Consider the following 15,495-nt stretch of genomic DNA (forward strand, 5'->3'; position numbering starts at 1 on the left):
TCCGTCATCAACCCGCGAACCAAGACCGCCTCCCAAAAGCCAGTCTTGAATCACGCTTCGACCGCCTTGGGAATCCACTTCGTCAACAGGACCTATTGACGATCAACCCAGCCGCTCGACCGGCTACCGCGGGCGACACCGGCGCCATGTCTCGCTCGACCTGCAAAGGGCCGATGATCCGGACCGATCGGAGAAGGCTCGGGCGGGGATTGCTGGCGGGCCTCTGGACCTGAGCCGGGTCTGCACGGGACTTGGGGTCGAACCCGGGCTGGACAGGGGCTGGACGGGGCTGAACTGGGGCTCGGGGCTGGACCTGACCGGGACGCGACACGCCAAGCGCGCGGGTCGGGCAACGCACCGGCCGCCCGGGCGGCGGCTCTGTCGGGTCGATGGGGCTGGGGGGCGCGGGTTGTGCACGCCCAGCGGGCGCGAAGCAGAACCGGACGCGAACGGCCTGAAAAGGACGACGTCGACAGCCGGGGTGCTGCCCGGCCAAAGGTGGCGGCCCGCGATCGCAGCGGGGCGGCGAAAGCGATGGAGTTCGGGATGGCGGCGCCGGCCAGGATCGTCTGGGGCTGGACCCTCGCGAACCAGGCGGCCGGCGGCCCATCGGGGCCGGGGCGGGCCGGCGAGCGGCCCACCCGGCAGGCGGGGCCGCCTTAGCCGAACAGGCTGAGGATGATCTGCGGCGTCTGGTTGGCGATCGACAGCGCCTGGGTGCCCAACTGCTGCTGCACCTGCAAGGCCTGCAACCGGGCGCTTTCCCGCGCCATATTGGCGTCCACCAGGTTACCGATGCCGACTTCGATGGTGTCCTGGATTTCCTGGGTGAGCTGGTTCTGCCGCTCGATGGTCGACGCGGTGGAGCCGAACTCGGTCAGCACTTCCGACAGATTCTCGATCGACGCGTCGACCGCGCTGATCAGCCCCTGGGCTTCGGTGGCGGTGGCGAAACTGGCGCCGGCGGTGAAGCGGATCTGGTCGCTGGTCGACAGCGTCGCGCTCGGGTTCAACGCCAGGGTCTGGTGCGACACCTGGATCGTGTCCTGGGCGTCGGTCGAGACGATGGCGGAGATGAAATCCGTGCCATTGTCGATCAGGTTGGTGCCGTTGAACTCGGCATTGCGGACGATGGTGGTGATCTGATCGCGCAGCTTCTCGAAGTCGAGCGCGATCGACGTCCGGCTTTGGCTGTCGAGCCCCTGGTCCGAGGCCGCAACGACCTTTTCCTTCATGTCGATCAGGATGTCCTGGATCGATTCGGCGGAGGTGATCGCCACATCGAGCGCCGACGTGGCCCGGTCGAGGCTCTGCCCCACCGCATTGAAGCTCTGGAAATCCGCCTTCAGGTTTCGCGAGATCGCGAACGTGGCTGCATTATCTTCGGCGCTGCGAACGATCTTCCCCGAGCTGATCCGCTCCTGGGTTTCCTGCAGGTTCTGGTTGGTCCCCGAGAGTTGGCGCAACGCTTCCAATGCCGGCACATTCGTATTCAACGACAACGGCAAAGCCATGATGTTTCTCCTCTGGCTCTCATGTGCTGAGCGCAATTCAAACGCTCGCCGACCTTTATGCAGATGCCGTGCCAGTTTTTATTGTGCCGTAACCTACTGAAAATTATGATGTTTTCTTTGTCCGCGAATGAAATGCGGCGCGCACGGGCCGGAATCCGCCGGCTTCGGTGCAACCGATTCCGAGTCCGCAGCGGCAGTTTTTGCACGCTGCGGCGCGGGGCGGATGGGGAGAAGACGGCTTAGGGGGGAAGCGACGGACCGAGCGGCCGACACCGGCCTCGGTCCGATGACAGCCGACGCAACCATTGTTGGGACCGGAGCGGCCGGTACCTAAAGCAGCGACAGGATCGAGCGCTGGGCGGTATTGGCAAGCCCCTGGGCGGACTCGCTGAGATCCTGTTGCAAGCGCAGGGCGCGCAGATTGGCCCGCTCGCGCTCCAGGTCGGGCCCGGCGGCGCCGCTCAGCCCGGTGGACAGCGACCGCAACAATCCGGCGATGAAATCGACTTGTCCCGAAACCTGGTCTTCGAGCCGGCCAAGATCGGCCACGACCGTATCGACGCGCGCGCGTGCTGCGGCCACCTGGGCCAGCGCGCGCTCGGCGGCATCCCGGTCGGCGAACGCGGTCGGCGCGAGCGCCAGGTCGTTGTCGGGCAAACCGGCGCGCAGGTCGACGCTGGTGAATGCCGGCAGCGCGTGGGTCGACCCGGTCAGGCCGACGCGCTGGTTGAGCGTCAGCCCGGCGATCTCGATGAGACCCGGTCCATCAAGAGCGGCGAGTTTGATGGCGCCGTTGATGCGGTCGGCCAGATCGCCGAAGATGTGCGAGAGCGTTGCCCGCCGCGGCGCCTCGACCGCGGGGTCGGCAGCCTCGGCCGCGCACGCCGCTGCGTCTTCCAACAACAGTGCCACGGTCTCGGCCGCCGTCAACGCCGCGCTGACCAACCGATCGGCCCGGGTCAGCTTGTCCAGCAGGTCGGCCGGCAGACCCGATGCCGAGGGGCCGGCGGCCGTCAGGCTCGCCGCAGCAGCGCCGCGGGCGCCGGATACGGCGGGCTCGGTCTCCCCCGGGGGCGGCACAGCGCCGGCGCCGGCCGGGTCGGCGGCGTCCTGGTCCTCAACTGTGCTGCGCGGCGCGGTCATGATCTGTCTCTTCGCCTTTATGGCCTGGATCTGGTTTGTGGCCTGTATCTGGGATCGATCGTCCCGGCTCGATGTCCTGGGCGATCGTCCGGCGGCACCCAACCCGACCATTTAGCCGCGACGGCGAGCCGCTGGCAAGCCGGGCGCCGTCCGGTGACGGCAAAACCCGGACAGCCCTGTTGCGCCCCAGACGACAGCAATGGGCTCCGGGCGCCGCGCTCCTTACCCGATCCCGTACCGGCTTGTCCGGCCCAAGGGTGCGGGCGGGTCGGCCTGGCGCTCAGGCGTCCTGATCGACCAGCAAGCCCTCGAATTCGCGGATCGCGCGCACCGCTTTCAGGATCGCTTCGGGCGGGAACTGGCGGATCACTTCGCCGGTCTGCTCGTCCACCGCGCGGTAGATGAACCGCTTACTCTCCTCGTCGACCACCACCTCGAAGCGGCCCTCGCCGCGCAGGCCGACGGTCATTTCGGCAATCATCGCCTCGGCTTCGGCAAGGCGGTCGTCCAGATTGGGGTTGTCCTGTCCCGGTGACGGCTCCCCACCCTGGGCGGTGGCTCGCGCATCCCGGCCGGCGGCGTTTGGAGCGGTATCGCTCGGTCTGGTGTCACCCTGCCCCTGGGGGCGGCCGGGCTGCGGTTGACCCGCGGGACGGCCGAAATCCGGAGACGGGGCGTTCGACACCGCTGCTGTTGGAATTGTGTCAACCATTGCCCTCATCACGCCCGGAAGGTGCCTCGATTGTCAGGGGTGCCCGTCCTTGCCGCCCACGCACCTCATCCGTGGCTGTGCCTCTTTTGTTCCGTTAGGCCAAGGGAAGGGTGGGCCCGGAGCCCACCCCTCGAAGGATCCAATCTTAGAAGAGCGACAGGATCGACTGCGGCTGCTGGTTGGCGATCGCCAGGGCGCTCAGGCCAAGCTGCTGCTGGGTCTGCAGCGCGGTCAGGCGGGCGCTTTCTTCAGCCAGGTTGGCGTCGACCAGGTTGCCGATACCGACTTCAAGCGAGTCTTGCAGACCGCTGACGAAGGTGGATTGCAGTTCCACCTGGTTGGCGGCCGCGCCCAGATCGGCGAGCACCGTATTGACCGTGCTGAGCGCATTGGTGATCTCGGTGATCGCCGCTTGCGCCGCCGACGCGGTCGTCTCGGAGCCTTCGAGCTGGGAGATGTTCAGACCCGACGAGCCACCGGTGGTCAGGTTGGTGCCCGTGAAGTCGATGGTGGTGCCGGCCCCGCCGCTGAGCGAGGTCAGGGCGTTCAGGTTGTCGCCGTTGCCGGTCGAGCCGTCGGACAGCACGTTCACGCCGTTGAACTCGGCCGAGTTCGCGGTGTTGGTGATCTGCGTCAGGATCGAGTCGAAGTCCTTGGACAGCGCGGCGCGGTCAGCCGTGGTCAGACCGCCGTCGGAGGCCGCCGTGGCCAGTTCGCGCGCCTCGACCAACAGGTCGGAGATCGTCTCACTGGCGTTAAGCGCGACGTCGAGCGTCGACGAGGCCCGGCTCAGGCTGTCGGAAACGGCGTTCAGGCCGCCCACCTGCGAGCGAATGCGCTGCGCGATGGTGAAGCTGGCGGAATCGTCTTCGGCGCCGGCGACTTCCAGACCGGTGGCAATCCGGTTCTGCGTGGTCGCCAAGCTCCGCGAAGTTTCGGCGTTGTTCTGAAGGGCGACGAAAGCTTGCGGGTTCGTATTGATCGAAAAGGCCATTTTGGCGCTCCTAGTCTCTGGTTCTCAGATATGTCCGAACATTTTGTTCGGGCGGGCATTTTGCCCGACGCCACATAAGCAGGTCGCGTGCCAAACTTGCCGGGCGACCCGGCAAATTTTTCTAACCCGCTATGAAATCAGCGAAAAAGCAAGCACCGGGCGCGCGACGCTCGGCCCCGGTCGCCGGGAAAAATCTGCCGATCCGGCAGCTTTTGCCGTGCAATCGCCTTTCTGGATAGGCATTTTTTGCCGACCCGGCAAGAAATGCCGACCCGCAAAACTCACCCCTGAAAACGAAAAAACCGGCCGCTGGCAAACGGCCGGTCGACGAGCAAGAGCGCAACGGCGCAGAACAGCCAAGGCGCCGATCACCGGGCCTCAGCCCGAGAGTTGGCAAGCCCCCGGCCTTTGGCCTGGGGGCGGGGCTGCGTTCAGGCCTGGAACGACCCGCCGCCATAGCCGCCGCCATACCCACCGGGACGCGGCGGGGTCTGACCAGCGCCGGCGGGCGCGGCCGCCGGGGCGCCGGCCTGGCTCTTCTTGCGGTTGATCTGGGCTTCGAGCCCGGCCATGACCCGGCGGTTGACCTCGATCAGGTCGTCGATGGAGGCTTCGCCGCGGAACACCTTGCGCGAATGCTTGCGCACGAAGATCGACAGCGAAATGACGCCGGCGCGGGTCTCATTGGGCAGGCCATTGCCGTCGGACGCGCAGTCCATGGCCAGCGCGCTCCACATCCGGCGGTTCCAGTCGAGCGTCTTCATCAACGCCGGACCGGAGATTTCCTGGTCCCGGGCGTCCTTGAGCGCACCGGTCACGCGGGCGAAGAGACGGTATTCCGTCTCGGTGGGAGACTCCCCATGCAACTGAGCCTTGGCATAGGCATTAAGGGACATACTCCAACCGCTCCTTCTCATAAGGGAAGAGCTTCTTACAGACCATCAGGGCCTTGTAATAATTGCCCTTCATGACCTCATTGCTGATCTGCACGCACTTCTGCTTGGCGTCGGGATCTTCGACCACCTGCATCAGCTCCGACAGGCGCAGCATGAACTCTTTCAAATAGGGGTCCTTGTTCTGCGGGTCGAGATAACACAGCATGATCGGGAAGTAGATGCGCTTGACCGGCGTATCCACCTCCTCTTCCTTCAGGATATCGCGTTCCCGCAGGATCGACACCTTGTTCTGGATCACCAGACTGGTCCGTCGATCCCCATTGGCGATCACCGCGCCGTTGACGACGAACTTTTCACCCGGTTTCAGCGACAGCTTCAGCGCCATGCACCCTCCTTCGGGCGATCACCGCCCTATCTTTATGCCCTAAAGTCTTACTCTCTTGTTAAATTCCGTGGGCGGCGCGTCAAGCGGGCGTGTCGACCCCCGGTCCGAAAGCACAGCCCATGCCAACCCTCGACGGCGCACTGGGTGGGGCGCTCTGGGAGACACTGGGGGACACTATGACGACCTGGGGCGCACTGAGGCGTCCTCGGCACCGCTGGCCTTGCCAGCGACCGGGCCGCCCCTTACCGTCCTGTGCCAGAACCTGTTGAGGGACCAAGCGGGAGAGGCCGGTGAAACGCTTCGAAAGCACGCAAAGCTATGTGGCGACCGAGGATCTGGAGGTGGCGGTCAACGCCGCCGTGACGCTGCGCCGACCCTTGTTGATCAAGGGCGAGCCCGGCACCGGCAAGACCGTGCTGGCCGAGGAGATCGCCCAAAGCCTGGGCGCGCCGCTGATCGAATGGCATGTCAAGTCGACCACCAAGGCACAGCAGGGCCTCTATGAATATGACGCGGTCAGCCGCCTGCGCGACAGCCAGTTGGGCGACCCCAAGGTCCAGGACATCGCCAACTATATCCGCAAGGGCAAGCTGTGGGAGGCGTTCGAGAGCGAGCAGGTGCCGGTGCTGCTGATCGACGAGATCGACAAGGCGGATATCGAGTTTCCCAACGACCTGCTGCTCGAACTCGATCGCATGCGGTTCCACGTCTATGAGACCGGCGAGACGGTGGCCGCGACACAACGACCGATCGTGGTCATCACCTCGAACAACGAGAAGGAATTGCCCGACGCGTTCCTGCGCCGCTGTTTCTTCCACTACATCAAGTTCCCCGACGCCGAGACCATGGAACGGATCGTCACCGTGCACTTCCCCGACATCAAGGGCCGGCTGGTGCGCGAGGCGTTGCAGGTGTTCTACGACCTGCGCGAGGTGCCGGGACTGAAGAAAAAGCCGTCCACGTCCGAGTTGCTCGACTGGCTCAAGCTGGTGATGGCCGAGGATCTGCCGCCCGAGGCGCTGAAGGCCAAAGACAAGAAGTCGCTGATCCCGCCGCTGCACGGCGCGCTGCTCAAGAACGAACAGGACGTGGCGCTGTTCGAGCGCCTGGCGTTCATGCACCGGCGCGACCAGCCTTAAAAAAGACAGCCCCTCCCCCCGGGCACCTGACCGCCGCAGCGCCCCCTCAGCGCCCGACCGACAGGTCGGCCAGCGACAGGGTGCGCCGCACCGGCTCGGCCCCATCGCCGTCGAGCGGGTCGAGCGTCAGCGTGACCTGACCGGCCGGCCAGTCCACCGTCACCAGCCCCAATTGGGCGCCGGTCAGCGCCGGCGAGCGGCGCAGCGGCCCGGCCGGCGGGGCACCGGGGGCGGTGTTTTCGGCCCGCGCCCGAGGGTCGGTCGCCCGGTGGTCGGAAGCTTGGCGCATCGGCCCGATCATCATCTCGACCAGGGGATAGCCCAGCGCGCCGTCATGGCCGTAGAACGCGCCGAACCCGGGCCCGGCGGAGACCAGCACCACGCCCTGGGCCCCGCTGGCGCGCAAGCTGTGGGCCAGGCGCAGGCGCGCGGCCGGCATGGCGGCCCAGCGCGCCCCGGCCAGGTCGCGCGGCAGCACCGGCAGCGTCGAGACCAGCAAGCGCACTTGCGCCGGCTCGGCCAGCCGCCGGTCGAGCCACGCCCATTGCAGATCGCCCAGCAAGCGCCGCTCGGCGCCCGGGTCGGCCGCCACCCGGCCATCGGCGGCGACCGCCCAGGGGTCGCGAAACCATTGGGTGTCGAGCATCAGGATCTGCACCCGCCGGCCCGGGGCGCCCAAGGTGGCCGCGTAGAACAGCCCCGGGCGCGCGCGCAGGGTGTCGTCCGGCAGATGGGCGTGGAAGTCCAGGAACAGGCGCTTGGCCTCGGCGCGGAACGGCAGCGCCCGGCCCAGATCGGCGGCGCCATACTCGCGCCCGCCCCACATGGCCAGCATGGGCACCTGTGCCACCAGGCGGCGAAAGTCGCGCGTTCGGCCCAGTCGGTCATAGGCTTGCGCCACCGCCGCCACCGGGTCGTCGCGCCCGCCCGCAGACGGCGGGGAGATCAGGTCGCCGAGGGTCAACACCAGGTCGGGCGCACGGTCGGCCAGGGCGCGCCAATCGATCCGGCCCTGCCCCGGCCCGCCCGCCGCGACCGCCACGGTCACCCGGTCGGCGCCCGCCCCGGCCCCCGCCCCGGTAGCGGCCTCCGTCGCGGCCGGCTGCGCCCCGGCGGCGGCGGCACCAACCACCACGCCCCCCATCGCCAGCAGGGTCGCCCGAGCCCAGGCACCGGCCCAGGCCCAAGCTCCGGCAGAGGCCCGGGCCCTTGCCCGAGCCCGCGCACGGGCGCCGGCCCGGGCCTGTGGGATGTGGTTGGCGGTGGTCATGGCCCTCCCCTAGGGATCGCCCCGAACGCGCAGCACCGGCGTCGAGCCTAGCGCCCGGCGGTCAGATCGGCCAGCGGTACGGTCAGGCCGCGCACCCGGCGGCCATGGCCGGCGTCGTGCAGGTCGAGCGACACGACGCCCGCCGCCCAATCGACGGTGATCAGGCCGAAATTCTCCGGCCCATAAAGCCGGGTCATCTGGTGCGGCCCGAACTCGTCGTCGGGGTCGGCGGCGCGGCCGCGGTTGAGCGACGAACTGGTCAACTCATAGAGCGGGTAGGCCGCCGCCCCATCGAGCCGATAGAGCCCGCCGGCGTGGCGGTCGCCCGAGACCAGCACCACATTCTCGGCCCCGCTTCGATCGATCAGGTCGTAGAGCCGCTGGCGCGCGGCGGGCAGATTGCCCCAGCGCTCGAAATGGTGACCCTCGGCGATCACCTGGATCGACGAGGCGATCACCCGCAGGTCGGCCGGGCGCGCCAGTTGCTCGGCCAGCCACGCCTCCTGCTGGGCGCCGAGCACGGTCTTGGCCGGGTCGGGGTCGGCCACATAGGCGCCGAGCCGGCCTTCGATCCAGCCCTCGGTGCGGGCGAGCGCGCTGCGATTCCAGCGGGTGTCGAGCATCAGGATCTGCACGCGGTGGGCGCCGTGTTGGCGCTCGATGGCGTAATAGACGCCGTCGCGGTCGGCCAGCTGCGCGGCCTCGGCGAAGTCGAAGAAGTCGAGGAAGATCTGCTTCGCCTGATCCTTGAACGGATGGTCGGCGCCGGCGTCGTTGACGCCATAGTCGTGGTCGTCCCAGACCGGATAGACCGGCACCGACCGGCTGAACCGGGCATAGGGCTCGGACTGGGCGAAGCGGTCATAGGCCGAGCGCAGCAGGTCGGGCGACGACTGGCGCTCGCCGTCGACCACCCGGTCGCCATAGACATTGTCGCCCAGGAACAAGAACAGGTCCGGCGCCGTCTCGGCGATCACGTCCCAATAGCCCTGGTCCTGCTCCTGGCCGTTACACGACCCGAGCGCGATCACCAGCGGCGGCTGAGCGGCGGCGTCGGACAGCGCCTCGGACGCCGGTTGGGCCACGGCCGGCGTGGCGGGAAGGACGAACAGGGCGGACGCCAGGAACGCCCGGATACGAACACGGACACGCGACATCATCGTCGAAAAGCCTTTCAAAGCCAAAGCGGGATAGCGGCGAAGACGAGCGCGTTCAGGCCACCCCGCCCGAGCGGTCCGGGCCGGCGAGCCCAAGACGGGCGCAGTCGGCCTCGAACGCGTCGAGGATGCGGGCCACGAACGGTCGGCGGCTGCCATACGCCTCGGCCGCCTCGGCGCCGAGACGGCGATAGGTTTCGCGCACCTCGGCGTCGTCGACGAGGCTTCGGCCGGCCGCCGCCATGGCATCATAGTCGGCCAATGGTGGAAGATTTTTGACAGCCACGCCGGCATCGCCGCGGGCCAGGCTCAAGGCCGGCAGGCCGGCGGCCATGGCGTAGACGATGGCGCTGCCGCCGCCGGCGCGGTCGGGGTTGATATAGCCGTCGCAGACGCTGAAAAAGCGCATGATATCGCGCTGAAAGCCGACGAAATGGCTGCGCGCGGCAAACTCTGGGTGGGCCGCACACAGCGCCTCATAGGTATTGAAATGGCCGGCGAAGGCGATCCGGGCACGCGGGTGCTCGAACAGGCGCCGGGCCATGGCGACGAAGGCGTCGTCGATCTCGAAATGCAGGCGCATGCCGACCACCGCGAACACGAACGCCTCCTCGGGCAGGCCATAGTCGGCGCGCAAAGCGCCCTCGGCGCGCGGCAACAGGTCGAAGCCCGGATGCTGGGCGAACAAGAAGCGCGTATCGATGCCCTCGCGGACCATGCGCGCGCGCTGGTCGTCGCCGGGCTCGTCCCACAGGCTGAAATCGTGCACGTCGGTCAACGGCAGGCCGCCGGTGGTGGGATACATCATCAGATAGGTGTGCTCGGCCAACACCTCGGCCACCAGGTTGCGGCCGCCGAGCGACAGGATCATCTCGGGCTGGTAGTCGAACAATTGACCAAGACAGGCGCGCACCGCCCCGGCGTCGAAGCGGTTGCCGGGCGGCTGGAAGAAATCATACGCCCGGCCCTCGAAGCTGACGGTGGTGCGGCCGCTGATCTGGCCCAACACATTGGCGCGGAACAGCGGCACGATGCAGCCGGCCGGGGCGTCGAAATATTCCTTGGTGCACAGGATCAACACCTGCTTGCCGAAATCGTCGGCCAGCGTGCGCGCGAAGCTGAGCGCGCTGCGGGTCGGCGCGTGGCTGGGGTCGATGAACTGCTGGGTCATCACCACCACCCGGCCGGTCCGGGCGCGCGGCCACGCGCGCGGCGCGAACTCGGCGTCATAGAGGCCGGCGATGCGGCGCACCACGCGCGCGAACAGGGCGCGCAGATGGTCGCGGTCGACCGCCTGGGTGACCAGATCGCGCGGCAGATTGGTGCTGCCGAAGAACAGCCGGGCAAGCGCATTGAGCGTGCCCACCTCCTCGGCCAGGGTCAGGTCGGCGAGCAACGCCGCCTCGACCGCGCGGCGCAGGTCGGCCGGGTCGCGCCCGCGCAGACACAACAGAGAATTGGCCAGCGCGCGCAGGAACGGCACGCGCACCCGGCGCCCCTGGGCCAGGATCGCGCTCAACTGCTCCACCTGCTCCGAGGTCTGGTCGCCAAGGGCGGTGAACGCCCCGGCCAGGGTATCGGCGCCGTCGGTCAGCGCATACCGGTTTTCCGGGCTCGCCGGCGTCTGGCCCGCGATCAGTTGCTGAAGAAACGGGGTCACGGACGACACAGGGGCCAAGCCTTTCTCTGGATCGGGCGTCGGGGTACCCGGTGACGCTGACAAGTCAAGGTTAACGCAACCCTAAGGCGATCCAAAGCCGTTTGACACGGTGGCCAAGGCGCCTAGGCTGGGGCGGCCAGAAACACGGGAGGATGGCGGTGCTGATCGGGTTCGTCGACACGCTGCGCCGGCACGGATTGCCGGTGTCGCTGAAGGAATATCTGACGCTGTTGGAGGCGCTGAACGCCGGCTGCGCCGAATTGTCGGTGGATCGCTTCTATTATCTGGCGCGCACCATCCTGGTGACCGACGAATCCCAACTGGACAAGTTCGACCGCCTGTTCGGCCATCACTTCTCGGGGCTGGAGCTGGGCGCGGACGCCGATGGCGCCGAGATCCCCGAGGATTGGCTGAAGAAACTGGCCGAATTGCACCTGAGCCAAGAGGAGATGGACAAGATCGCCGCGCTCGGCTCGTGGGAAGAGATCATGGAGACGCTGAAGCAGCGGCTCGAAGAGCAGCGCGAGCGCCACCAGGGCGGCAACAAGTGGATCGGCACCGCCGGCACCTCGCCCTATGGCGCCTATGGCTACAACCCCGAGGGCGTGCGCATCGGCCAGAAGGAAAGCCGGCACCGCCGCGCGATCAAGGTGTGGGACCAGCGCGAGTTCCGAAATCTCGACGGCGACGTGGCGCTCGGCACTCGCAACATCAAGGTGGCACTGCGCCGGTTGCGCCAGTTCGCGCGCGACGGCGAGGCCAACGAATTGGACCTGGACGGCACCATCCGCTCGACCGCGCACCAGGGCTTTCTGGATATCAAGATGCGCCCCGAACGGCACAACGCCGTCAAGGTGCTATTGTTCTTCGACGTCGGCGGGTCGATGGACGACCATATCCAGGTCTGCGAGGAATTGTTTTCGGCCGCGCGCGCCGAGTTCAAGCATATGGAGTTCTTTTACTTCCATAACTGCTTGTACGAAAGCGTCTGGCAAGACAATAGCCGGCGCCATAGCGAGCGGATCCCGACGCTCGACGTGCTGCACACCTACCCCGCCGACTATAAGGTGATCATCGTCGGCGACGCGTCCATGAGCCCCTATGAGATCGTCTATCCCGGCGGCTCGGTGGAGCATTGGAACGAGGAGCCGGGCGAGGCGTGGCTGCGCCGCCTGCTCGGCGTCTATCACAAGGCGGTGTGGCTGAACCCGGTGCCCGAACGGCACTGGCCCTATGGCCAGTCGATCCAGATGATCCGCCAGATCATGGACGACCGCATGTACCCCATGACCCTCGACGGGCTCGACGCCGCCATGCGCGCGGTCGGCCGGTAACGCCAGCCGACCGCGGCGCCGTCAGGTCTCAGCGCCTCTAGCGCTCGTCGCCCGGCGCGGTGTCGGTGTCGTCGCCGGCGCCGTCGGGCGTCGCCCCGTCGGACGTCGCCCCGTCGGACAGCGTGGCGTCGTCGGCCGGCTGGTCGGGCGTTTCGGCCTCGTCCTCGTCGCCATTGCCGTCCACATCGTCGATCTTGGCGGCGCTGACCACGCGTTCGTCGTCGCCGACGCGGAACACCCGCACGCCCAGGGTGGCGCGTCCGGCGATGCGGATCTCGTCGACGCCGGTGCGGATCACCTGGCCCTGGTCGGTCATCAGCATGATCTGGCTGCCGTCATGGACCGGACCCACGGCCACCACCGGGCCGATGCGCTGGCGCTTGGTCTCGTCGCTGTCCACGTTCCACAGCCCCTGACCGCCGCGCCCGGTGCGGCGATATTCGAACGCGCTGGTGCGCTTGCCGAAGCCCTGGCCGGTGAGCGTCAGGATGAATTGTTCGCGCGCCGCCAGTTCGGCCATGCGCTCGGGCGACAGCTCGGGCTCGGCGTCGCTCTGCTTCCACGGCGCGGCGCGCAGATACTGGTCGCGTTCCTCGCGCGGCAGGTCGCCATGGCTGTCCAGGATCGACAGGGTGATCACCTCGTCGCCCTCGGCAAGGCGCATGCCGCGCACGCCGGTGGACGTGCGGCCCTTGAACACGCGCACCTCTTCCACGGGGAAGCGGATGCACTTGCCCTGCGCGGTGGCCAACAACACGTCCTGGTCGGGGGTGGTCATCATCACGCCCACCAGCCGGTCGTCGGTGCCGTCCTCGAAGCGGATGGCGATCTTGCCGTTGGACGGCACATTGGCGAAGTCGCTCATCAGGTTGCGCCGCACATTGCCGCGTGCGGTGGCGAACATGACGTTGAGCGTCTCCCACTCGGCCTCGTCCTGGGGCAGCGCCAGCACGGTGGTGACGATCTCGCCCTTGTCGAGCGGCAGCAGATTGACCAGCGCCTTGCCGCGCGCCTGCGGCGTGCTGAGCGGCAGACGCCACACCTTGAGCCGATAGACGCGCCCCAGATCGGTGAAGAACAGCAAGGGCTGGTGGGTGTTGGCGACGAACAGGGTGGTGACGAAATCCTCGTCCTTGGTCGCCATGCCCGACCGGCCGCGCCCGCCGCGCTTCTGGGCGCGGTAGGTGGACAGCGGCACGCGCTTGATATAGCCCGCATGGGTGACGGTGACGACCATATCCTCTTGCTGGATCAGGTCTTCTTCGTCGAAGTCGCCGCCGGCGACCAGGTCGATCTCGGTCCGGCGCGGGGTCGCGAATTCGTCGCGCACCGCCACCATCTCGGCGCGCAGAACCTCGTAGAGCTTGGCGCGGCTGCGCAGGATTTCCAGATACTCGCGGATGCGCCCGGCGAGTTCTTCCAATTCCTTGCCGATCTCGTCGCGGCCCAGGGCGGTCAGCCGGTGCAGGCGCAGCTCCAGGATCGCGCGCACCTGGGTCTCGCTCAGCCGGTAGGTGGCCGGCGCCGGCGCATCCTCGGCGATCTCGCCGGTCAGGCGCAGATAGGGCACGATCTCGGCGGCGTCCCAGTCGCGCGCCATCAAGGTCGCGCGCGCCTCGGCCGGGCTCGACGAGCCGCGGATGGTCGCCACCACCTCGTCGATATTGGCCACTGCGGTGACCAGGCCGACCATCACATGCGCCCGGTCGCGCGCCTTGCCGAGTTCGAACTTGGTGCGCCGGGTGATTACCTCCTCGCGGAAGCTCACGAACGCCTTCAAGACGTCGCGCAACGACATCTGCTCGGGCCGGCCGCCATTGAGCGCCAGCATGTTGATGCCGAAGCTGGTCTGCACCGGCGTGAACCGATAGAGCTGGTTCAACACCACGTCGACCATGGCCTCGCGCTTGAGCTCGATCACCACGCGCACGCCGTCGCGGTCGGATTCGTCGCGCAGGTCGGCGATGCCCTCGATCTTCTTGAGCTTCACCTGTTCGGCGATCTTCTCGACCATCGCCGCCTTGTTGACCTGATAGGGCACCTCGGTGATGACGATGGCCTCGCGGCCCGACCGCACGGTCTCGGTGTGCGACTTGGAGCGCAGGGTGATCGAGCCGCGGCCGGTCTCATAGGCCTGGGCGATGCCCGACGCGCCCAGGATCACCGCGCCGGTGGGGAAGTCCGGCCCCTTGACATACTCCATCAGGTCGCGATTGGTCAGCGCCGGGTCGTCGATCAGCGCCAGGGTGGCGTCGACCACCTCGCCCAGATTGTGCGGCGGGATATTGGTCGCCATGCCGACCGCGATGCCGCCGGCGCCATTGACCAGCAGATTGGGGAAGCGCGCCGGCAACACCGTGGGCTCGCGCTCGGCGCCGTCGTAATTGTCCTGATAATCGACCGTGTTCTTGTCGATGTCGGTCAGGATGGCGGTGGACACCTTGGCCAGCCGGGCTTCGGTGTAGCGCATGGCCGCCGGGCTGTCGCCGTCCATGCTGCCGAAATTGCCCTGGCCGTCGATCACCGGCAGGCGCATGGAGAAATCCTGCGCCATGCGCACCAGCGCGTCGTAGATCGAACTGTCGCCGTGCGGGTGATATTTACCCATCACGTCACCGACGATCCGCGCCGACTTGCGGTACGGCTTGTCGTGGGTATAGCCGTTTTCGTTCATCGAATAGAGGATGCGCCGGTGCACCGGCTTCAGGCCGTCGCGCACGTCGGGCAGCGCCCGGCTGACGATCACGCTCATGGCGTAATCGAGGTAGGACGCCTGCATCTCGTCTTCGATGTCGATCGGGCGAATGTCTTGATCGTCGGGCGGTGTCATGAAGAATCTTTATTTTGTGGCTATGGACGACCGGCGGTGGCGCTCGACGCGCGGCGAAGGCTCAGGGCCGAGCGCTTGGCGGGTGAGCGGTGGGCGCGCCGCCCGGCGTTCCGGGACGGACCACCGGCTCCGCGCCGGCGAAAAAGCGGTCGAAATCGGTCACTTGAGAATCCCAAGACAGGGGCCGATGAGGCGTCCGCCGGCCGTCCGCAGGGTCGCGCGGCATCGGCCTGGCGCGCCGGGCGCCGGTTCAACCCCTGAATAGCAACCCACCCCCGGCTCGGCAAGCACGCTGTCCCCGGGCGCTGCGCCCCTGGCCCGAACCCAGGGCGGGCCTTATGTCACGCGGCCCGGTGCCCCCCCGGTGACAGCCCGGCCGCCCGTGACGGATCGGCCCCTGTGACAGACCGGCCCGGATCGTGTACCCTGGCGTCCCTACCGCAGAGAAACCAAGGAGCCGC

Annotated in this window: 12 protein-coding genes; 2 read left to right on the forward strand and 10 right to left on the reverse strand. The window is 67.6% G+C overall.

The window, feature by feature from the left end; all coding sequences use genetic code 11:
* Positions 1-659: 659 nt before the first annotated feature.
* The 6 genes from EV659_RS13985 to flbT form a co-directional block, all read right to left on the reverse strand.
* Positions 660-1,514 carry a flagellin gene (locus EV659_RS13985; RefSeq protein WP_200288100.1) on the reverse strand — a complete coding sequence of 285 codons (855 nt, stop codon included), beginning with the start codon at positions 1,512-1,514 and terminating at the stop codon, positions 660-662.
* 330 nt (positions 1,515-1,844) lie between these two features.
* Positions 1,845-2,657 (reverse strand): flagellin, encoded by an 813-nt coding sequence (locus tag EV659_RS13990; protein WP_165878918.1) that lies wholly within the window; start codon positions 2,655-2,657, stop codon positions 1,845-1,847.
* Positions 2,658-2,937: 280 nt separating this feature from the next.
* A complete protein-coding gene (locus tag EV659_RS15165; RefSeq protein WP_341539391.1) occupies positions 2,938-3,378 on the reverse strand; it encodes a flagellar protein FlaG in 441 nt (146 codons plus the stop codon).
* Between the two features lie 136 nt (positions 3,379-3,514).
* Entirely contained in the window at positions 3,515-4,363 is an 849-nt protein-coding gene (locus EV659_RS14000; protein ID WP_132709519.1) for a flagellin, read from the reverse strand.
* Between the two features lie 431 nt (positions 4,364-4,794).
* Positions 4,795-5,259 (reverse strand): flagellar biosynthesis regulator FlaF, encoded by a 465-nt coding sequence (gene flaF / locus EV659_RS14005; RefSeq protein WP_132709520.1) that lies wholly within the window; start codon positions 5,257-5,259, stop codon positions 4,795-4,797.
* Positions 5,249-5,644, reverse strand: a complete 396-nt coding sequence (flbT, locus tag EV659_RS14010; protein ID WP_132709521.1) for a flagellar biosynthesis repressor FlbT — start codon at positions 5,642-5,644, stop codon at positions 5,249-5,251. The genes flaF and flbT overlap by 11 nt, the downstream gene beginning before the upstream one ends.
* 290 nt (positions 5,645-5,934) lie before the next feature.
* On the opposite strand from flbT, the gene EV659_RS14015 reads away from it, so the two are divergent.
* Complete coding sequence (locus tag EV659_RS14015; RefSeq protein WP_132709522.1) at positions 5,935-6,783, forward strand: AAA family ATPase; 849 nt, start codon at positions 5,935-5,937, stop codon at positions 6,781-6,783.
* Between the two features lie 46 nt (positions 6,784-6,829).
* On the opposite strand, the gene EV659_RS14020 is transcribed toward EV659_RS14015, so the two are convergent.
* The 3 genes from EV659_RS14020 to EV659_RS14765 form a co-directional block, all read right to left on the reverse strand.
* Positions 6,830-7,915 carry a metallophosphoesterase family protein gene (locus tag EV659_RS14020; RefSeq protein WP_132709523.1) on the reverse strand — a complete coding sequence of 362 codons (1,086 nt, stop codon included), beginning with the start codon at positions 7,913-7,915 and terminating at the stop codon, positions 6,830-6,832.
* Between the two features lie 185 nt (positions 7,916-8,100).
* A complete protein-coding gene (locus EV659_RS14025; protein WP_165878920.1) occupies positions 8,101-9,213 on the reverse strand; it encodes an alkaline phosphatase D family protein in 1,113 nt (370 codons plus the stop codon).
* 52 nt (positions 9,214-9,265) lie between these two features.
* A complete protein-coding gene (locus EV659_RS14765) occupies positions 9,266-10,879 on the reverse strand; it encodes a glycosyltransferase family protein (protein WP_165878921.1) in 1,614 nt (537 codons plus the stop codon).
* 143 nt (positions 10,880-11,022) lie between these two features.
* On the opposite strand from EV659_RS14765, the gene EV659_RS14030 reads away from it, so the two are divergent.
* On the forward strand, positions 11,023-12,204 hold the full coding sequence (locus tag EV659_RS14030) for a vWA domain-containing protein (RefSeq protein ID WP_132709525.1): 1,182 nt from the start codon (positions 11,023-11,025) through the stop codon (positions 12,202-12,204).
* A 37-nt stretch (positions 12,205-12,241) separates the two neighbouring features.
* Here the strand turns inward: EV659_RS14030 and gyrA are convergent, their stop codons facing one another.
* The gene (gene gyrA / locus EV659_RS14035) at positions 12,242-15,034 is read right to left on the reverse strand and encodes a DNA gyrase subunit A (RefSeq protein ID WP_132709526.1); all 2,793 of its coding nucleotides are present in this window, start codon (positions 15,032-15,034) and stop codon (positions 12,242-12,244) included.
* Positions 15,035-15,495 lie beyond the last annotated feature (461 nt).

The sequence above is a fragment of the Rhodothalassium salexigens DSM 2132 genome, from assembly GCF_004341375.1.
Classification (GTDB): Bacteria; Pseudomonadota; Alphaproteobacteria; order Sphingomonadales; family Rhodothalassiaceae; genus Rhodothalassium; species Rhodothalassium salexigens.

Bases quoted from the DNA above. Each gene is read 5' to 3' on its own strand.
- EV659_RS13985 (WP_200288100.1), bottom strand. From the start codon at position 1,514: ATGGCTTTGCCGTTGTCGTTGAATACGAATGTGCCGGCATTGGAAGCG.
- EV659_RS13990 (WP_165878918.1), bottom strand. From the start codon at position 2,657: ATGACCGCGCCGCGCAGCACAGTTGAGGACCAGGACGCCGCCGACCCG.
- EV659_RS15165 (WP_341539391.1), bottom strand. From the start codon at position 3,378: ATGAGGGCAATGGTTGACACAATTCCAACAGCAGCGGTGTCGAACGCC.
- EV659_RS14000 (WP_132709519.1), bottom strand. From the start codon at position 4,363: ATGGCCTTTTCGATCAATACGAACCCGCAAGCTTTCGTCGCCCTTCAG.
- flaF (WP_132709520.1), bottom strand. From the start codon at position 5,259: ATGTCCCTTAATGCCTATGCCAAGGCTCAGTTGCATGGGGAGTCTCCC.
- flbT (WP_132709521.1), bottom strand. From the start codon at position 5,644: ATGGCGCTGAAGCTGTCGCTGAAACCGGGTGAAAAGTTCGTCGTCAAC.
- EV659_RS14025 (WP_165878920.1), bottom strand. From the start codon at position 9,213: ATGATGTCGCGTGTCCGTGTTCGTATCCGGGCGTTCCTGGCGTCCGCC.
- EV659_RS14030 (WP_132709525.1), top strand. From the start codon at position 11,023: ATGGCGGTGCTGATCGGGTTCGTCGACACGCTGCGCCGGCACGGATTG.
- gyrA (WP_132709526.1), bottom strand. From the start codon at position 15,034: ATGACACCGCCCGACGATCAAGACATTCGCCCGATCGACATCGAAGAC.